This window comes from Citromicrobium bathyomarinum (assembly GCA_001306305.2).
Lineage (GTDB): Bacteria > Pseudomonadota > Alphaproteobacteria > Sphingomonadales > Sphingomonadaceae > Alteriqipengyuania > Alteriqipengyuania bathyomarina.
Genome location: CP155577.1, coordinates 432,840 through 451,020, shown reverse-complemented (window position 1 = coordinate 451,020; position 18,181 = coordinate 432,840). Strand labels below are relative to the sequence as shown.

Genomic DNA, 18,181 nt, shown 5'->3' with positions numbered 1-18,181 from the left:
GGGTTCCTGCCTGCGCAGGAATGACGAGCATGACAGATTCTTCCCAACACGAAGCACAAGTCACTCAGACGCTGGAGCGGCTGCATGCCGCCGACGATCTCGACACGGTCGAGGCGATCCGGGTGGAGGCGCTGGGCAAGCAGGGCTGGCTCAACGCGCTGATGAAGACGCTGGGCAAGATGAGCCCGGAGGAACGCCAGACCGAAGGGCCGCGTCTGCAGGGGATGCGCGCGCGCGTCGCCGACGCGATCGAGGATCGCAAGGCCGTGCTCGAAGCCGCCGCGCTCGAAGCGCGTCTCGCCACCGAAGTGCTCGACCTCACGCTGCCCGCGCCCGCCGCGCCGCAGGGCAGCGTCCACCCGGTCAGCCAAGTGATGGACGAGATCGCGGAGCTTTTCGCCGACCTCGGCTTCGCGGTCGCCACCGGGCCCGAGATCGAGGACGACTGGCACAATTTCACCGCGCTCAACATGGCCGAAACGCACCCCGCGCGCGCGGAGATGGACACGTTCTATTTCCCCGACCGCGATGGCGACGGCAACCGCATGCTGCTGCGCACGCACACCTCGCCGGTGCAGATCCGTACGATGAAAGCCGCGTCGGCCAATGGCGGCGAGCCGGTGCGGATCATCGCGCCGGGCCGCGTCTATCGCAGCGACAGCGATGCGACCCACACGCCGATGTTCCACCAGGTGGAAGGGCTCGCGATCGACCGCGACATCCACCTCGGCCATCTCAAGTGGACGCTGGAAACTTTCTTCAAGGCGCTGTTCGAGCGTGAGGATATCGTGCTGCGCCTGCGCCCGTCCTACTTCCCCTTCACCGAGCCTTCGGTGGAGTTCGACGTCGGCTATTCCAACGAAGGCGGTCGCCGCGTCGTCGGTGGCCACGGCGATGCCGAGGGGCACGACTGGATGGAGCTCGGTGGCAGCGGGATGGTCAATCCGCGCGTCCTCGAATTCGCAGGCTATGATCCCAACGAGTGGCAGGGGTTCGCCTTCGGCCTCGGGATCGATCGCCTCGCCATGCTCAAATACGGAATGAACGACTTGCGTGCCTTCTTCGATGGCGACGCCCGCTGGCTGTCGCACTACGGATTCTCGCCTTTCGACCAACCGACGCTTTCGGGCGGTGTGGGAGCGCGCGCATGAAGTTCTCGATCGAATGGCTGAAGTATTTCCTCGAAACCGATGCCTCGGTGCAGGAGATCGCCGACACACTGAACGCGATCGGCCACGAGGTGGAGGGGATCGAGGATCCGGCGGAAAAGCTCGCCGGATTCACCGTCGCCGAAGTGCTCACCGCCGGACCGCATCCCGATGCGGACAAGCTGCAGGTGCTCTCCGTCTCCACCGGGGAGGGCGAGCCTTTGCAGGTCGTGTGCGGTGCGCCCAATGCGCGCGCCGGGATGAAGGGCGTGCTGGGCCAGCCGGGCGCGGTCGTGCCCGCGAACGGCATGGAGCTGAAGAAGTCCAAGATTCGCGGCGTCGAATCGAACGGCATGATGTGCTCGGTCCGCGAGCTGGAGCTGGGCGAGGAACACGACGGGATCATCGAACTGCCCGCCGATGCGCCGGTCGGCGCTAGCTTTGCCGAATATCACGCCGCCTCGCCGATCATCGACGTGGCGATCACGCCCGACCGGCCCGATTGCATGGGTGTGATGGGCATTGCGCGCGATCTGGCGGCGGCGGGTCTGGGCAGGTTCAAGCCGGTCGAAGCGGGCGATGTCTCGGGCGAAGGCGCCTGCCCGGTCGAGATCCGCACCGACGATGCCGAGGGCTGCCCCGCCTTCTACGGCCGCGTGATTCGCGGCGTGAGCAACGGCGCGAGCCCTGAGTGGATGCAGCGGCGGCTCAAGGCAGCGGGCCAGCGGCCGATCTCGGCACTGGTCGACTGCACCAATTACCTGATGCTCGCCTTCGGGCGGCCTGCGCATGTCTATGATCTCGCCAAGCTTTCCGGCCCGGTGGTTGCCCGCCGCGCGAAGGATGGCGAGCAGATCGAGGCGTTGAACGAGAAGACCTATACGCTCGATAACACGATGACCGTGATCGCCGACGATGCCGGCGTGCACGATGTCGCCGGGATCATGGGCGGCGAGCATTCGGGGGCGACCGAGGCGACGACCGACGTGCTGCTCGAAATCGCGTATTTCGACCCGGCGCGGATCGGCGTGACCGGCCGCAAGCTGGGCCTGACAAGCGATGCGCGCACCCGGTTCGAGCGGGGCGTGGACCCCGAATTCCTCGACGAGGGGCTCGCGATCCTGACCTCGCTGATCGTGAAGACCTGCGGCGGCACTCCCACCGAGGTGGTGCGCGCTGGTCAGCCGCCGGTCGAGCCCAAGGTCGTCCAGTTCGACCCGGCGCGTACCGCGAAGCTGGGCGGGGTCGAGGTGGCCGAGGATCGCCAGCGCGCGATCCTGACTGCGCTCGATTTCAAGGTGGCCGACGACTGGACCGTCACCTGCCCGCCGCGCCGCCACGACATCGAAGGGCCTGCCGATCTGGTCGAGGAAGTCGTCCGGATCGAGGGGCTCGACAAGGTCGCCAGCGTCCCGCTGACGCGCGCGCCCGGTGTCGCAAAGCCGACCGCCACGCCCGAGCAGCTGGTCCAGCGCAAGCTGCGCCGTGGGGCGGCTGCGCGCGGTCTGCACGAGGCGGTGACGTGGAGCTTCCTCCCCGTCCCCGAGGCGGAGCATTTCGCCGACGGGGCGGATCTGTGGGTCCTCGACAACCCGATCAGCGAAGACCTCAAGGCCATGCGCCCCTCGCTGCTGCCGGGCCTGCTGACCGCCGCCAAGCGCGCGGCGGATCGCGGCGCGGCGGGTGCGCGGCTGTTCGAGATCGGGCGGCGCTATTTCCGGGGCGAGGGCGGCCATAGCGACGAGCGCGCGACGCTCGGCCTCGTCCTCGCGGGCGAGAAGACGCCGCGCGGCTGGGCCAATGGCAAGGCGCAAGGGTTCGACGCCTATGATGCGAAGGCCGAGGCGCTCGCCCTGCTCGAAGCCGCAGGGGCTCCGGTCGACAACCTGATGGTGATGGGGGAAGCGGGTGCGCAGTTCCATCCCGGCCAGTCGGCGACTTTGAGGCTCGGCCCCAAGAAGGTGCTCGCCCGCTTCGGCGCGCTGCATCCCGCCACGCTCAAGGCGTTCGACATCGACGGGCCTGTGGTCGCTGCGGAGATCTTCCTCGACGCGATCCCCGCCAAGAAGAACGCCGAATTCGCACGCTCGACCTACAGCCCGCCCGCGCTCCAGCCGGTGACGCGCGACTTCGCCTTCCTGGTGGATAGCGCAATGCCCGCTGGCGATCTGGTCAAGGCGGTGCGCGGCGCGGACAAGCAGCGGATCGTCGATGCGCGCATCTTCGACCGGTTCGACGGGCAGGGCGTGCCAGAGGGCAAGACCTCGCTCGCGCTCGAAGTCACGCTCCAGCCGGGCGAGAAAAGCTTCACCGACGAGGAACTGAAGGCGATTTCCAACGCGGTCGTGAAGGCCGCCGGGAAAACCGGAGCGGAGTTGAGAGCATGAAGACAGCCATGATTACCGGAGCGACCGCGGGGATCGGCCAGGCCACCACGCGGCTGCTGGTCGAAAACGGCTGGCGCGTGATCGGCACCGGGCGACGGCAGGAGCGGCTCGAGGCTTTGGCTGAAGAGCTGGGCGCAGATCGCTTCCTCGGCCTCGCCTTCGACATCACCGATGATGCCGCGCGCGATGCGGCGATCGACGGGCTGCCGGAGGACTGGCGCGGGATCGACCTGCTGGTTAACAATGCAGGCCTCGCCAAGGGCCTCAATCCTGCGCAGGACGCCGATCTCGACGACTGGCAGACCATGATCGACACCAACGTGACCGCGATGGTCCGGCTGACGCGCAAGATGCTACCCGGCCTGATCGAGCGCAAGGGCGCGCTGGTCAATATCGGCTCGGTCGCGGGCAGCTACGTCTACCCCGGCGGCAATGTCTATGCGGGCTCCAAGGCCTTCGTGAACCACTTCACACTGGCGATCCGCGCCGATCTGCACGGCACCGGCGTGCGTGTGACCAGCATCGAGCCGGGCATGGTCGAAACCGAATTCACCACCGTGCGCACCGGCAGCCAGGACAAGTCCGACGAGTTCTATTCCGGCGCGCACCCGATGACGGGCGAGGATATTGCCGAAGCGATCCGCTGGGTCGCCGAACTGCCCGCGCATCTCAACGTCAACCGGCTGGAAATCATGCCGGTGACGCAGGACTTCGCGGGCTTCCGCGTGGCGCGGGATTGATGGGCCGTACTTTACTAGCCATCTTCTGTTCGCTGATTGCGCTTGCAGCGTTTGGCTTCGCGCTCAGTTCGACTGGTGCCCATTTGATCTCGGATTGCTCGGAATCTGTGATGGGCCCGGCATCCTATGTCTGGGTCGGAATGGCGATCTTCTTTGCGGCTGGTGTTACCGCTATTCGCCTACGACACTGGACCGCATACCTGTTAGTCACAGGCCTCGCGCCGCTGCTTCTCCTCCACGATTTCATCCAGCAAGAGGCATTGCGCGACATCATCGATATCAACTGCCCCTCACTCAGATTGCGCTGAACACATGACCTCCGAACGCCGTACCTTCGCGATCATTTCGCACCCCGACGCGGGTAAGACCACGCTGACCGAGAAGCTGCTGCTTCGCGGCGGGGCGATCCATCTTGCGGGCGAGATCAAGGCGCGCGGGGCCGCGCGGCGGGCGCGCTCCGACTGGATGAGTATCGAGCAGCAGCGCGGCATCTCGGTCACGTCCTCGGTGATGACCTTCGAGCGGAACGGGATCACCTTCAACCTGCTCGACACGCCGGGGCACGAGGATTTCTCCGAGGATACCTACCGCACGCTGACCGCGGTCGATTCGGCGATCATGGTGCTCGATGCCGCCGCCGGTATCGAGGCGCAAACATTGAAGCTGTTCGAGGTCTGCCGCCTGCGCTCGGTCCCGATCATCACCTTCATCAACAAGATCGACCGCGAGGGGCGCGAGCCGTTCGAACTGCTCGACGAGATTGCCGAAAAGCTCGCGCTCGACACCGCGCCGATGAGCTGGCCGGTCGGCATGGGCGGGCTGTTCGAAGGCGTCTACGACTTCGAGGAGAACGAGCTGTATCTGCCCGAGGGCGACAGCAAGGAATTCCAGGGCAAGACCGTCAAGGTCGACGGGCCCGAGGACGAGAAGCTGGGCGAATATCTCAGCGCAGACGGCGTCGCGCGGGTGGCCGAGGAGGGGCTTCTGGCGCGTGAGGGTTACCCCGAATTCGATTTCGAGGCCTATCGCAATGGCGACCTGACGCCGGTCTATTTCGGCTCCGCGCTCAAGGAATTCGGCGTCACAGCGATCATCGATGCGATTGCGAAATACGCGCCCGCCCCGCGCCCGCAGCCGACCGACGAGGGCGAGATCGCGCCGGACCGCGATGAGGTAACCGGCTTCATCTTCAAGGTGCAGGCCAATATGGACCCCAACCACCGCGACCGGATCGCGTTCATGCGGCAGGTTTCGGGCACCTTCAAACGCGGCATGAAGCTGACGCCCAGCGGCCTCGGCAAGCCGATCGCGGTGCATTCGCCGATCCTGTTCTTCGCACAGGACCGCGAGATCGCGGACAATGCCTACCCCGGCGACATCATCGGTATCCCCAACCACGGCACGCTGCGCGTGGGCGATACGCTGAGCGAGAAGAACGAGGTGCGCTTCACCGGCCTGCCCAACTTCGCGCCGGAAATCCTGCGCCGCGTGCAGCTGAAGGACCCGACCAAGACCAAGCAATTGCGCAAGGCGCTCGACGACCTCTCCGAAGAGGGCGTGATCCAGGTGTTCTACCCGGAGCTGGGCGCGAACCACATCGTCGGTGTGGTCGGCCAGCTGCAGCTCGAAGTGCTGATCTCGCGCCTCGCCGCCGAGTACAAGGTCGAGGCCGCGCTGGAGCCCGCACCCTTCGCGACCGCGCGCTGGGTGAAGGGCGAAGACAAGGCGCTCGACGAGTTCGAGAAGTTCAACCGCGCGAACCTGGCCAAGGATCGCGACGGGGACATGGTCTTCCTCGCCAAGAGCCCGTGGGATGTGAACTACCAGGCGGAGAAGAACCCCGACCTGAAGTTCTCCGCGACCAAGGAGCGGTAATGCCCGTGTCATTGCCGCGTGCGCGGGGGTGACGGATCGTTGGGGGTAGGATAAATCTGCCCCATGGCCGACTTCTTCGACACGCTGAGCGCCAAGCATATCGCGATGATCGCGAAGCAGCCGGTGTTCTTCGTCACCACTGCGGCAGAAGACGCGCGGATCAACCTCAGCCCGAAGGGCTACGACGCATTCCGAGTGCTCGCGCCGGACCGGGTCGCCTATCTCGACCTAGGCGGCTCGGGCAACGAGACGCATGCGCACCTTGCGGCTGACGGCCGCATCACGCTGATGTTCTGCAATTTCGAGCAGCCCGCGCTGATCCTGCGGATCTACGGCCGGGGCCGTCCCGTGCTGCCGCAGGATGCCGAGTGGGCCCGGCTGGCCGGGCACTTCACGCTGCTGCCCGGCACGCGCCAGATCTTCGTAATCGACGTCGAAAGCGTGCAGACCTCGTGCGGCTGGGGCGTGCCCTTCATGGCCTACGAGGCGGAGCGGCCGACGCTCAAGAAAGCCCACGCACAGGCCGATCCGGAGCAATGGGAGGCCAAGATGGCAGGGCGCACGTCGAGCATTGATGGCCTGCCCACCCGCGCCACCGATCGCTATATTGCAGGCACGCCGCTCGACTGATCCGCATCACCCGGCGGGCCCAATCGGCTGCCGGGCGAACCAGCGCTTCTGCCGCAAAGCGCGCCATGGTATGGTTAACGCCGACAGCAATGATCGGGAGTGAGCCTCACATGCGTTCGTTGATACTCGCAATTTCGCTTTTCGCAGGATCTCTCGCCCCGCTGGGGTCCGCCCCTGCTGCGGCCCAGGTGGCCAATGCCGCCGCATCCGATCCATTGCCCGCCGACTTCCACGGCAAGATCCAGTATTTCGGCAATCACAGCGGAGAAGTGGTCGCGACCGTGCCCGGCACGCCGCGGCGCACCGACACCAAGTGCCCCAAGCGCGAAGGCGGCTGCCCCGAACTGATCGGCGGCAGCTTCCAGGCCGAACTCGAATTCGACGGCGACATCGTCAAGGGCGAGTATCGCGGCACCGGGGGCATGCGCCCCTCAAGCCTGATCGGCCGCCGCAACGGTGCCAATTGCCGCCTGTTCGACACTGCCGACGGATCGGTATGGAATGGCCGCTGCGATCGCGAGGCCTTTGTCGGCACGGTGCGCAGCGTGGCCAATGCGCCCGAGCAGATCGACCTGGCGTTCGAAGCCGTGGGCGTCAACGCGGTCGACTTCTTCGAGCAGGAGCGCACGCGCGAGCTGATCGCCGCGTATGAGCGGTTCGGCGGCATTGCCTTCGGCGAGGGGGCGGGGGAATCGCGGCTCGACGCGCTGCTGCGGCTCAACAGCTATTTCGTTGCCGAGGGGCAAGGCTATCGCCCCGGCACGCTCCGCAATGTCGAGCGTGAGAGCGAGAAGAAGAACAGCCCGGATTACGCGGTCTACGGCGAATACAACACGATCGACGGCGCCCGTGCATGGGCACGCGCACGGTTCGATTACAACCGCTTCGTGTGTCTGGAGACCTCGATCGAGCCGGGCACGTGCCGCCCGATCGACCCGACCCCGCCGCCGCTGGAGACCGGCGGCGACTTCTTCGCCGAGCTTGGCCTGCCCCGGCTCGCGCCGCAGGGGGCGAGCGAGACGAGCGGGATTTAGACGCAGCCTTCCCCGATGGGTAGGCGGCGCTAGCCTGCCTTCTCCGCCTGGATCACGAAGTCCGCACACCGCTCCCCGATCATGATCGAGGGGGCGTTGGTGTTGCCCGAGACCAGCCTGGGCATGATCGAGGCATCGGCGATCCACAGCCCTTCGATCCCGCGCGCCTTGAGCGTCGGGTCGACCACCGCTTCCTCGTCCGAGCCCATCCGGCAGGTGCCGACCGGGTGGTAGACCGTGTCCGCGCGGCTGCGAATCATCGCGTCGAGCGCGGCATCGTCGGTAAGGTCGACCGGATGGCGATCAGTCAGCCCGTAATCGGCCAGCGGCGCGGTCTCGGCAATCCGGTGCGACAGGCGCACGCCTTCGCGCAGCACCGCCATATCGCGATCATCGTCGAGGAAGTTGGGATCGATCGCGGGCGCGTCTGCCGCGTCGGGGCTGGTGAGGCGCACCGTGCCGCGGCTTTCCGGGCGCAGCACGCAGGCGTGCAGCGAGACGCCGTGGCCGTTCACCTTCTCACGCCCGTGATCCTCCAGCATTGCGGGGACGAAGTGCCACTGCACGTCGGGCGCTGGGGCATCGGGCATCACGGTCCAGAATCCGCCCGCCTCGGCATAGGGGGTGGTCATCACCCCGGTGCGCTTGCGCCGGTGCTCGACAATCGCGCCCAGCATGCGCAGCGTGCCTTCGCGGCTGTTGCCGATCGGCACGCGGCTCTCGCTCTCCCAGCTCGATACGTAGTCGATATGGTCCTGCAGGTTGCTTCCCACTGCCGGGCGATCGAGCGCGACCTCGATCCCCATTGCGTTGAGGTGCCGCCCCGGGCCGATGCCCGACAGCATCAGGATCTGCGGTGAGTTGAACGCACCCGCCGACAGGATCACCCCCCGCCTCGCGTTGAGATATTCGCGATGCTTGCCCTTGCGAACCATGACGCCGGTCACCCGGCCATTCTCGATCACCAGCTTTTCGACCAGAGTCTTGGTACGGATATCGAGGTTCGGTTGGTTGCGGATTGGCTCGACATAGGCGCGGCTGGCGGACCAGCGTTCGCCCTTGCGCTGCGTCACCTGATAGATGCCGAAGCCTGCCTGTTTCTCGCCGTTGAAATCGTCTCGTTCGGGATACTGGAGCGAGGCGGCGCTTGCCACGAAGGCGCGGCTGGTCTCGTTGGTCCAGCGCTGGTCCGATACGAACAGCGGGCCGCCTGCGCCGTGATATTCATCCTCTCCGCGCTCGTTCGCCTCGGCCTTTCTGAACCACGGCAGCACGTCGTCGTAGGCCCAGCCATCGCAGCCCATCGCGGCCCAGTTGTCGTAATCCCACGCATTGCCGCGGATATAGATCATCGCGTTGATCGCGCTGGAGCCGCCCAGCCCGCGCCCGCGCGGTTGAAACCCGGTGCGCCCGCCGAGCCCCTTCTGCGGGACGGTTTCGTAACGGTAGTTCTGGCTGCCGCTGAGGAAGGGCATCATGCCGGGCGTCTTTACGCGGAAGTCGTTGTTCCGTCCGCCCGCCTCGATCAGGCACACGCTGCGATGGCCGTCCACCGCCAGCCGCCCGGTGACCGCGCTCCCCGCACTGCCGCCGCCGATGACGATATAGTCGTATTGGTTCATGCGCCCGTCCTCTCTCGTGTACGGAATATTCTCTCCGTTTACGGAAAGGTTAGGCTGCGCGGCGTGGCCCCGCAATCGGCTTTTGCGGCTTGTCCTGAGTCGTCTCGACCGGCGCGGCGTCTGCACGCTGTTGCTGCTCCTGCCAGCGCGCACGGATCATGTCCGATGTCTCGCGGCTGCCATCGTGGCTCCAGCCCGGCTCGCGCAGGAGGTAGGAAAGCTTGTGCTTCCAGGGCGCGCGCCAGATGTCGCCGAGCATTCCGATCCATTCGTGGAACACCGCCCATAGCAGGTTGAAGCTGCCCAGCTGCTTGACGATGCCGTAGCGGATCGGCTCTTCCTCGTGGCTGCGCTCGGCCTCGAAGGTGCCGAACATCTTGTCCCACACGATGAATACGCCCGCGTAATTGCGGTCGAGATAGCGCGGGTTGGTCGCGTGGTGGACGCGGTGGTGGCTGGGCGTGTTCATCACCGCCTCGAACCAGCGCGGCATGCGGTCGATCGCTTCGGTGTGAATCCAGAACTGGTAGATCAGGTTGAACCCGCCGCAGATCGCGATCATCGCCGGGTGGAAGCCCAGCAGCACCAGCGGCAGCGCGAAGAGAAAGCCGAGCGTGAACGCGCCGGTCCAGGTCTGCCGCAGCGCGGTGGAGAGGTTGTAGTGCTGGCTGGAATGATGGTTCACGTGGCTCGCCCAGAACCACCGGCTGCGGTGGCCGAAGCGATGGACCCAGTAATATTTGAGGTCGTCGAGCACGAAGCACAAAGGCCACGCCCACCATTCCCAGCCGATGGTGAAGAAGCGCACCTCGTAGGCGGCGAGGAAAACCGCCAGCGCCAGTCCGCCCAGCAGCAATCCCGCGACCGTACTGCCAAGGCCGAAGGCGAGGCTGACCAGCGTATCCTTCGGCTCGTAGGAATGCGGCGCCTTGAACCGCGCCCACAGCATCTCTGCCAGAACGAGCAGGACGAAGCCGGGAATGGCGTAATCGACGGGCGAAAAGTCAGGCATGGTCCGCCCTTCCTAGCGCCTCGATGCGCGAGGCCCAAGCCTGCGCCTCGGGGCCGAGATCCAGCACCACCGGACCATAGCGGCGGTCGCGCGGCACGATGGTGAGGATATCGCCCTCACTGTTCGCAGGGGTGCCCGGCTCCAGCACGCGCGCGGCGAAGTGGGTGCCATGGCGGCGCAGCACCATGATCCGGCCGGCCGAATCGGCGAGGATCGCGGCGGAGCCGTCGCGCCCCACCGCAGCTTCGCTGGGATCGAAGGCGGTATCCGCCTCGCGGGCGAGGGTGAGAGCCCGCTCGGCGGTATCGATGGTGCGCGGCTGGCCGAGCTTGAGCGCCCAGGCGATTCCCGCCAGCACCAGAATCGCGAGCAGCGATCCGCCCAGTTGGAGAAGCTGACTGTCCATCGGCGCTCAATCGCTCCCGCCGGGCTTGGGGGCGAATCGCCTCTTTGCGGTGTGCGCTGCGCGTCCTGCCAAGTCTATCGAGCGCATCGGCCCCTCCATCCCGGACGAGACATGCAGGCTCTCCCAAAGCCGCGCAAGCCTTCGAAATTGTCATAATCTTGCGGAATCAAGTATCCTATTGCGAATTGGTTCGCGCCCGCGCGCATTCTGCGATAAGGGTGGGGCCAGTTGGTGGGGGACTGGCGGCATGAACGTCGATCGTTTGCCACTCCAGCAATGCCGGGAGGCGGCCGTCTGCGCCTTTACGGGATTTCGTTTTGCGGGCGGGTGGAAGTAGCAAGGTTTTTGGCGAGTTATGGGTTACGATAAAGGGCGTCGTCGCGGGCGCGACAAGCGGGACAACATCGGAGAAGACGGTTTCGAGCCGTTTCCCGGCGGTGATTTCGGCGGCGGGTTCCAGGATCGCGGCGGATTCGACGATCGCGGTGGCGGTGGCTACCAGGATCGCGGCGGTTTTCAGGACCGTGGCGGGTTCCAGGATCGCGGCGGACCGGGCGGCGGTGGCCGTGGCGGCTTCGGCGGCGGCGGCGGTGGTCCGCGCGGCGGCGCTGGCGGTGGCGGCGGTTTCAACCGCATGCCCGCACAGGTCGTCGGCACCGGCAAGGGCCAGGTGAAATTCTTCAACGGCCAGAAGGGCTTCGGCTTCATCCAGCAGGAAGGCGGCGGAGACGACGTGTTCGTGCACATTAGTGCCGTCGAACGCGCCGGTCTTGAAGGCCTTGCCGAAGGGCAGGAGCTCGAATTCAACCTGGTCGATCGTGGCGGCAAGATTTCCGCGCAGGATCTGCAGGTCGTGGGCGACGTCATCCCCGTCACCGGTGGTGCCGTAGCCGCTCCCCGCGATGGCGGCCCCGGCGCGGCCGGCGGTGCTCCGCGGCGCGAGCTGACGGGCGAGAAGGCGACCGGCACGGTCAAGTTCTTCAATTCGATGAAGGGCTTCGGCTTCCTGGTGCGCGACGACGGCCAGCCCGATGCCTTCGTGCACATCAGCGCGGTCGAGCGCTCGGGCCTGTCGCAGATCAACGAGGGCGAACGCTACGAATTCGATCTCGAAGTCGACCGACGAGGCAAGTATTCGGCGGTCAACCTCGTTCCCGTACAGGAATAAGGCGCGCACCGGCCCGGGTCATGCTCACCAGTTTGACCCGGCCCGGCTGACGCAATAGATCGCCGGTCATTCGCGAATGGCGGTTCCCTCGCGGGGCCGCCATTTGTCGTTCACCGTTTTGAATTTTCCGGAGTTGCCATGTCGATCCCCGCCCTGATGCCCGTCTATCCCCGTTGCGACGTCCGCCCCGTGAAGGGCGAGCACTGCCATCTGATCGACGAGGATGGCACGCGCTATCTCGACTTCGCCAGCGGCATCGCGGTCAACCTGCTCGGCCACAGCCACGAAGGGCTGATCGGCGCGATCCAGCGCCAGGCCGAGACGCTGATGCACGTCTCCAACCTCTACGGCAGCCCGCATCAGGAAAAGCTGGCGCAGATGCTGGTCGACGCGAGTTTCGCCGATACGGTGTTCTTCACTAATTCGGGCGCCGAGGCGGTCGAATGCGCGATCAAGACCGCGCGCGCGTTCCACCAGCACGAGGATGGCGACCCCGCCCGGACCGAACTGATCACCTTCACCAGCGCGTTCCATGGGCGCACGATGGCGACGATCAGCGCGAGCAACCAGGCCAAGATGCACCACGGCTTCCTGCCGCTGCTGCAGGGCTTCAAATATTGCGAGTTCGACGATCTGGCCGCTGCAAAGGCCGCGATCGGCCCGCAGACCGCCGGATTCCTGGTCGAACCGATCCAGGGCGAGGGCGGCATCCGCCCCGCCAGCCAGGAGTTCATGCAGGGTCTGCGCGATCTGGCCGACGAACACGGCCTGATGCTGGTGCTGGACGAGGTCCAGTGCGGCGTCGCGCGCACGGGTAAGTTCTACGCCCACGAACTCTACGGCGTGAAGCCGGACATCGTGGCGAGCGCGAAGGGCATCGGCGGCGGCTTCCCGCTGGGCGCGTGCCTTGCGACCGAACATGCCGCACGCGGGATGACCTTCGGCACCCACGGTTCCACCTACGGCGGCAACCCGCTCGCCATGGCGGCGGGCGTCGCGGTGATGGAAGCGGTCGCCAACGACGAATTCCTTCAGGGCGTGCGCGATAAGGGCGCGCGGCTGAAGGCGCGGCTGGAACAGTTCATCGGCAATTATCCCGACCTGTTCGAACTGGTCCGGGGCGAAGGCCTGATGCTCGGCATCAAGATGAAGGTCGAAAGCCGCCCGTTCTTCCAGCACCTGCGCGACAAGCACCAGCTGCTGACCGTGGCGGCAGGCGACAACACGCTGCGCGTGCTTCCGCCGCTGGTGGTGGGCGATGCGGAGATCGACGAGTTCTTCGACAAGCTGTCTGCCGGTGCGGCCGACTACGAAGTGCCGGACGCCAGCTGATGGGCACGCGGCATTTCCTCGACCTCTCGGACGCAGGCGGCGATGCCCTCGCCGCGATGCTGAGCGACGCGATCGACCGCAAGGGTGCGCGCAAGTCCTGGCCCAAGGGCAAGGCGGATGCCGATGCACCTCTCGCCGGGCATGTGCTGGCGATGATCTTCGAGAAAAGCTCGACCCGCACGCGGGTCAGCTTCGACATCGCGATGCGCCAGCTGGGCGGCAGCGCTATCGTGATGGAGAGCGGCTCGATGCAGCTCGGCCGCGGCGAAAGCATCGCCGACACCGCGCGCGTGCTCAGCCGGATGGTCGATGCGATCATGATCCGGACCGACGATCACGCCAAGGTCGAGGAAATGGCCCGCCATGCCAGCGTGCCGGTGATCAACGGGCTGACCGACGCGTCGCACCCGTGCCAGATCGTCGCCGATCTGCTGACCATCATCGAACATGGCAAGGCGCTGCCGGGGCTGGAACTGGCCTGGCTGGGCGATGGCAACAACGTGCTCCACTCGATCCTCGAGGCCGCCGGCATCTTCAAGTTCAACGTGCGTGTTGCCACGCCAGCAGGTTTCGAGCCCGAGGCGGCGTTCGTCGAAGCGGCCCGCGCGGGCGGCGCGACGATTACGCTGACGCAGGATGCTGAGGCCGCCGCGAGGGACGCGGACGTGATCGTCACCGATACCTGGGTCTCGATGGGGCAGGAGAATGCCGCGAGCAAGATCGCCGCAATGCAGCCTTTTCAGGTCAACGACGCGCTGATGGCGCTGGCCAAGCCGGAGGCGGATTTCCTCCACTGCCTGCCCGCGCATGTCGGCGACGAGGTGACGCAAAGTGTGATCGAAGGGCCGCAAAGCCGCGTGTTCGACGAGGCGGAGAACCGCATCCACGCCCAGAAATCCGTGCTTCTCTGGGCTTTCGGCAAGCTCTGAATCGCGGGGGGTCTTGGGGAGACGGCGGGCGTTCTTATATAGCCCGCCGTGACCGATACTCTCCGAACAAGCGAAACCTTCTCCGACCACCTGCTGGGCGCGTCGATCCCCTCGCGGGATACGCGGCTGCGGCTCGTGCGGCTCGACCGCACGCTCGACGAAATCCTCGCCGCGCATGACTATCCCCCTGCGATCCGCAACCTGCTCGCCGAAGCGCTCGTGGTTGCCGCGCTGGTCGGTGCGCTGATCGACGAGGATGACGAAGAGAGCGCGGAGGGCGAAGGCGGCGGCCAGATGACCATGCAGGCCCAGACCGAGGCGGGCATCGTCAAGCTGCTGGTCTGCGACTTTCGCCAGGGCGCGGTGCGCGGCTATGCCGATTTCGACGCCGAGGCGCTGGCCAAGCTGGGCGCCAATCCCTCGCTCCCGGCGCTGTTCGGCAAAGGCTATCTCGCGATCACCTTCGACGTGCCCAAGCGTGGCGGGCGCTATCAGGGGATCGTGCCGCTGGAGGGCGAAAGCCTCGCTGCCGCGTGCGAGAGCTATTTCCTTCAGTCGCAACAGCTCCCCACGCTGGTGCGCGTCGCGGTGAAGACCGAAGGCGAGCGCACGCTCGCTGCAGGCCTGCTCGCGCAGCATCTTCCCGATGGCGAGGTCGGGCGCGAACGGCTGCATGTTCGCGTCTCCCACCCGCACTGGGAGCATGTCGAGACGATGGCAGGCTCGATCCGGCACGAGGAACTGCTCGACGAGGCGCTCCCGCTCGAAGCGCTGGTCTGGCGGCTGTTCCATGAAGAGGACGAAGTCCGTGTCTTTCCGGGAAGTGAGCTGAAGCGCGGTTGCCGATGCAGTGTCGAACATTACACATCGGTCATTGGTCGATTTCCCGAGGAAGAACGCGTCGAAATGCGCAATGAAGCGGGCGAGATACTCGTCGATTGTGCATTCTGTTCGCGAATTTTCACAATCGACCTCTAGCCCGTTCATGTCCCATGCGGGCAATGAGGTGTATAAATGCGTCTCTATTTTATGGAATCGTCGAATATGAAAGGGATAGGGCAATGACGAGACGCGGGATCACCATCTCCCTTGCGCTCGCCCTCGCGGGGGGCGTGGGCCTTGCCGCGCCGCTTGCCGCGCAGGGCGGCTCCACCACCCTGTTCGGCAAGCTCCATCTCGGCACGTGGGAAATCCGCGAGCGGGGCGAAGGCGCGACCACGCGGCGGATCTGTCTCCGGCGCGAAAGCGATCTGGTCCAGCTGCGCCATCGCGGGATGCGCTGCAGCCGCAACGTGATCGACGACAATGGTGTCAGCGCGACCGTCCATTACAGCTGCAACGGCAATGGTTATGGCCAGACCGATATTCGGTGGGAATCGCCCGAGCTGATCCAGCTGCGGACCACCGGGATCGAACGTGGTTCGCCTTTCGCCTTTGCCGCGGAAGGCCGGCGGGTGGGCGACTGCAAGTGATGCGCGCGCGCTGTTCGGGCTTGCGGATCGATTGCGCAAGCCGCTAGCGCGAAGCCTATGACGGGCACAAATCCTGACAATGTCGCCGCAGCTCTGCTTTCGGGCGGGCTCGACTCCATGGTTGCCGCCGCTCTGGCGCGCGAGCGGGGGCACGAAGTCCACGCGCTGACGATCGATTACGGCCAGCGCCACGTGCGCGAGATCGAGGCGGCGCGCAAAATCGCCAAGGCGCTGGGACTTGCGAGCCATCGCGAAATCACGCTCGACCTGCGCAAGTTCGGCGGATCGGCGCTCACCGCCGATATCGACGTGCCCAAGGATGGCGTCGATGGCACGATCCCTGTCACCTATGTGCCCGCCCGCAATCTCGTCTTCCTCGCGCTGACCACCGCTTTTGCCGAAAGCATCGGCGCAGGGCGGATCGTGATCGGGGTCAATGCGCTCGACTATTCGGGCTATCCGGACTGTCGCCCCGAATTCATCGCGAGCTTCGCCGAAACGGCGCGACTGGGCACAAAGGCGGGGATCGAAGGCGGCGGTTTCGCGATCGATGCCCCGCTCCAGTTCCTCGGCAAGGCCGAGATTGCGAGCGAGGCGAACCGGCTTGGGCTCGATACTGCACTCAGCTGGTCGTGTTACGACCCGAGAGGGGATGGCCTGCCGTGCGGATTGTGCGATAGCTGTCGTCTGCGCCGCAAGGGTTTCGCCGATGCGGGGCTGACCGACGGGCTGACCTATCCGGCGGATACATAAGAAAAACGACGAGGGGGATGAATGGACGCGACGGACAAGCCCGCATCGGCACCAGATGCCAAGGTGCCCGCCTATAGCTGGTACGCGCTCAGCGTGCTGGTGCTGGTTTACGTGCTCAACTTCGTCGATCGCCAGATCCTCTCGATCCTGGCGAACGACATCAAGGCGGATCTGGGCGTCGACGACGCGTTTCTGGGCTTCCTCTACGGCACCGCCTTCGCGATCTTCTACGCGCTTTTCGGCATTCCGCTGGGCAAGCTGGCGGACAGCTGGCACCGCGTCAGGCTTATGACGATCGGTCTGGGGCTGTGGTCGCTGATGACCGCGGCGTCCGGCTTCGCGAAGAACGCCGCAATGCTGTCCGGCGCGCGCGTTGGGGTCGGGATTGGCGAGGCGACTGCGAGCCCGTCTGCCTACTCGCTGATCTCGGACTGGTTCCCCGCGCGCCTTCGCGCCACCGCGCTCGCGATCTATTCCTCGGGCCTGTATGTCGGCGGCGGCATCTCGCTGGTGATCGGCGCGCTGGTGGTGGAGAACTGGAACGCGGCCTATCCGAATGGAGGCCCGCTGGGCCTCGCCGGATGGCAGGCTGCTTTCATCGCCGTCGGCCTGCCTGGCATTCTGCTCGCGATCTGGGTCTTCACGCTGAAAGAGCCGGTGCGCGGACTTATCGACGGGATGCCGGCAGAGCCGGTCGAAAAGCCGTTCCGGGGTTTCTTCGAGGAGCTGCTGCAGATCATTCCGCCCTTCACGATTCTGGGCGCAGCGCGGCGCAGCCCCACGGCTTTGGCGATCAATCTCGTCGGGCTGGTTGGTTTCTTCACCGCCGCGTGGCTGATCACCCTGCTGGCGGAGACGGGGCAGGGCTTCATTATGGGCGGGATGGGCTTCGACCTGGCGATATCGGACCAGTGGTTCCTGCTGGCGGTCGGCTATTACGCGATCTTCAGCTGGGCGAGCGCGCTGCGGTCACGCGACCCGCAGACCTTCGCGCTGACCTGGGGCTCGCCGGCCTTCCTGTGCACCATCCTCGGTTACGGCACGGTTGCCTTCATCTCCTACGCCACGTCCTATTGGGGCGCGCCTTACGGCGAACGGGTGTTCGAGATTTCCAAGAGCGAGCTGGGCCTGCTGCTGGGTGCGCCGGCAGCGGTAACCGGGTTCCTCGGAGTCATCGCCGGCGGCCGGATGGCAGACTGGCTGTTTACCAAGCTGCCCGGCGGGCGGCTTTATGTCGTGCTGTTCGGGCTGCTCGCGCCGGTGCCTGTGGTGTGGGTGATGTTTACTACCGACAGCAAAGCGCTGTTCCTGGTGCTAGCGGCGGTTGCCCAGCTGTTCGCGTCGAGCGCGCTTGGCGCCGCCGCCGCGACCAGCCAGTCGCTGGTTCTGCCCCGTATGCGCGGGGTGGCGACGGCCACATTCTTCCTGGCGACGACGCTGGTTGGGCTGGCGCTTGGGCCGTATCTCGCCGGGCTTGTTTCGTCCAAGGCGGATGGCAATCTTGGCCTGGGTATGCTGAGCACCCTGTGGGTCGCGCCGATCGGGCTCGTCCTGCTGGTTGCGGCGCTGAAGCTGGTTCCGGCCGCGCAGGAGCGCGTGCTCGCAGCGGGCCAGTCCGAAGCCTGAAAATCCTGTAAGTGAAGCGTTGGGGCGGGGCCGTGTTGGCCTCGCCC

17 protein-coding genes are annotated in these 18,181 nt (G+C 65.9%); 14 read left to right on the top strand and 3 right to left on the bottom strand.

The window, feature by feature from the left end:
- The first annotated feature begins 29 nt into the window (after positions 1-29).
- The 7 genes from pheS to VO57_002235 all read left to right on the top strand — a co-directional run bounded on the left by pheS (position 30) and on the right by VO57_002235 (position 7,814).
- The gene (gene pheS, locus VO57_002265; protein ID XBL70181.1) at positions 30-1,151 is read left to right on the top strand and encodes a phenylalanine--tRNA ligase subunit alpha; all 1,122 of its coding nucleotides are present in this window, start codon (positions 30-32) and stop codon (positions 1,149-1,151) included.
- On the top strand, positions 1,148-3,535 hold the full coding sequence (pheT, locus tag VO57_002260) for a phenylalanine--tRNA ligase subunit beta (protein XBL70180.1): 2,388 nt from the start codon (positions 1,148-1,150) through the stop codon (positions 3,533-3,535). Before pheS ends, pheT begins: the two co-directional genes overlap by 4 nt.
- Positions 3,532-4,275: an SDR family NAD(P)-dependent oxidoreductase gene (locus VO57_002255; GenBank protein ID XBL70179.1), complete on the top strand. Its 744-nt coding sequence runs from the start codon at positions 3,532-3,534 to the stop codon at positions 4,273-4,275. The genes pheT and VO57_002255 overlap by 4 nt, the downstream gene beginning before the upstream one ends.
- The gene (locus VO57_002250) at positions 4,272-4,583 is read left to right on the top strand and encodes a hypothetical protein (protein XBL70178.1); all 312 of its coding nucleotides are present in this window, start codon (positions 4,272-4,274) and stop codon (positions 4,581-4,583) included. Before VO57_002255 ends, VO57_002250 begins: the two co-directional genes overlap by 4 nt.
- Before the next feature lie 4 nt (positions 4,584-4,587).
- The gene (locus VO57_002245) at positions 4,588-6,150 is read left to right on the top strand and encodes a peptide chain release factor 3 (protein ID XBL70177.1); all 1,563 of its coding nucleotides are present in this window, start codon (positions 4,588-4,590) and stop codon (positions 6,148-6,150) included.
- A 63-nt stretch (positions 6,151-6,213) separates the two neighbouring features.
- The gene (locus VO57_002240; protein XBL70176.1) at positions 6,214-6,780 is read left to right on the top strand and encodes a pyridoxamine 5'-phosphate oxidase family protein; all 567 of its coding nucleotides are present in this window, start codon (positions 6,214-6,216) and stop codon (positions 6,778-6,780) included.
- A gap of 188 nt (positions 6,781-6,968) precedes the next feature.
- Positions 6,969-7,814, top strand: a complete 846-nt coding sequence (locus VO57_002235) for a hypothetical protein (protein ID XBL70175.1) — start codon at positions 6,969-6,971, stop codon at positions 7,812-7,814.
- A gap of 29 nt (positions 7,815-7,843) precedes the next feature.
- On the opposite strand, the gene VO57_002230 is transcribed toward VO57_002235, so the two are convergent.
- Genes VO57_002230 through VO57_002220 form a run of 3 tightly spaced genes read right to left on the bottom strand, consistent with a single transcriptional unit; the run spans position 7,844 to position 10,854 of the window.
- The gene (locus VO57_002230) at positions 7,844-9,436 is read right to left on the bottom strand and encodes a GMC family oxidoreductase N-terminal domain-containing protein (protein ID XBL70174.1); all 1,593 of its coding nucleotides are present in this window, start codon (positions 9,434-9,436) and stop codon (positions 7,844-7,846) included.
- A gap of 49 nt (positions 9,437-9,485) precedes the next feature.
- Positions 9,486-10,448 (bottom strand): sterol desaturase family protein, encoded by a 963-nt coding sequence (locus VO57_002225; protein XBL70173.1) that lies wholly within the window; start codon positions 10,446-10,448, stop codon positions 9,486-9,488.
- Positions 10,441-10,854 carry a hypothetical protein gene (locus tag VO57_002220; protein XBL70172.1) on the bottom strand — a complete coding sequence of 138 codons (414 nt, stop codon included), beginning with the start codon at positions 10,852-10,854 and terminating at the stop codon, positions 10,441-10,443. Before VO57_002220 ends, VO57_002225 begins: the two co-directional genes overlap by 8 nt.
- Before the next feature lie 355 nt (positions 10,855-11,209).
- On the opposite strand from VO57_002220, the gene VO57_002215 reads away from it, so the two are divergent.
- The 7 genes from VO57_002215 (at position 11,210) to VO57_002185 (ending at position 18,134) form a co-directional block, all read left to right on the top strand.
- Complete coding sequence (locus tag VO57_002215; GenBank protein XBL70171.1) at positions 11,210-12,022, top strand: cold-shock protein; 813 nt, start codon at positions 11,210-11,212, stop codon at positions 12,020-12,022.
- 138 nt (positions 12,023-12,160) lie between these two features.
- Positions 12,161-13,354: an aspartate aminotransferase family protein gene (locus tag VO57_002210; protein ID XBL70170.1), complete on the top strand. Its 1,194-nt coding sequence runs from the start codon at positions 12,161-12,163 to the stop codon at positions 13,352-13,354.
- Positions 13,354-14,283, top strand: a complete 930-nt coding sequence (gene argF / locus VO57_002205) for an ornithine carbamoyltransferase (protein XBL70169.1) — start codon at positions 13,354-13,356, stop codon at positions 14,281-14,283. The genes VO57_002210 and argF overlap by 1 nt, the downstream gene beginning before the upstream one ends.
- A 48-nt stretch (positions 14,284-14,331) precedes the next feature.
- Positions 14,332-15,261, top strand: coding sequence for an Hsp33 family molecular chaperone HslO (locus VO57_002200; GenBank protein ID XBL70168.1), 930 nt, complete (start codon positions 14,332-14,334; stop codon positions 15,259-15,261).
- An 83-nt stretch (positions 15,262-15,344) separates the two neighbouring features.
- Complete coding sequence (locus VO57_002195) at positions 15,345-15,755, top strand: hypothetical protein (GenBank protein XBL70167.1); 411 nt, start codon at positions 15,345-15,347, stop codon at positions 15,753-15,755.
- Positions 15,756-15,812: 57 nt separating this feature from the next.
- Positions 15,813-16,508 carry a 7-cyano-7-deazaguanine synthase QueC gene (gene queC / locus VO57_002190; GenBank protein ID XBL70166.1) on the top strand — a complete coding sequence of 232 codons (696 nt, stop codon included), beginning with the start codon at positions 15,813-15,815 and terminating at the stop codon, positions 16,506-16,508.
- A gap of 21 nt (positions 16,509-16,529) precedes the next feature.
- Positions 16,530-18,134 (top strand): MFS transporter, encoded by a 1,605-nt coding sequence (locus tag VO57_002185; GenBank protein ID XBL70165.1) that lies wholly within the window; start codon positions 16,530-16,532, stop codon positions 18,132-18,134.
- Positions 18,135-18,181 lie beyond the last annotated feature (47 nt).

Coding starts and splice junctions, on each gene's coding strand:
- VO57_002225 (XBL70173.1), bottom strand. CDS start 10,448: ATGCCTGACTTTTCGCCCGTCGATTACGCCATTCCCGGCTTCGTCCTG.
- VO57_002195 (XBL70167.1), top strand. CDS start 15,345: ATGACGAGACGCGGGATCACCATCTCCCTTGCGCTCGCCCTCGCGGGG.
- VO57_002210 (XBL70170.1), top strand. CDS start 12,161: ATGTCGATCCCCGCCCTGATGCCCGTCTATCCCCGTTGCGACGTCCGC.
- VO57_002245 (XBL70177.1), top strand. CDS start 4,588: ATGACCTCCGAACGCCGTACCTTCGCGATCATTTCGCACCCCGACGCG.
- VO57_002220 (XBL70172.1), bottom strand. CDS start 10,854: ATGGACAGTCAGCTTCTCCAACTGGGCGGATCGCTGCTCGCGATTCTG.
- VO57_002255 (XBL70179.1), top strand. CDS start 3,532: ATGAAGACAGCCATGATTACCGGAGCGACCGCGGGGATCGGCCAGGCC.
- argF (XBL70169.1), top strand. CDS start 13,354: ATGGGCACGCGGCATTTCCTCGACCTCTCGGACGCAGGCGGCGATGCC.
- VO57_002215 (XBL70171.1), top strand. CDS start 11,210: ATGGGTTACGATAAAGGGCGTCGTCGCGGGCGCGACAAGCGGGACAAC.
- pheT (XBL70180.1), top strand. CDS start 1,148: ATGAAGTTCTCGATCGAATGGCTGAAGTATTTCCTCGAAACCGATGCC.
- VO57_002230 (XBL70174.1), bottom strand. CDS start 9,436: ATGAACCAATACGACTATATCGTCATCGGCGGCGGCAGTGCGGGGAGC.
- VO57_002185 (XBL70165.1), top strand. CDS start 16,530: ATGGACGCGACGGACAAGCCCGCATCGGCACCAGATGCCAAGGTGCCC.
- VO57_002240 (XBL70176.1), top strand. CDS start 6,214: ATGGCCGACTTCTTCGACACGCTGAGCGCCAAGCATATCGCGATGATC.
- pheS (XBL70181.1), top strand. CDS start 30: ATGACAGATTCTTCCCAACACGAAGCACAAGTCACTCAGACGCTGGAG.
- queC (XBL70166.1), top strand. CDS start 15,813: ATGACGGGCACAAATCCTGACAATGTCGCCGCAGCTCTGCTTTCGGGC.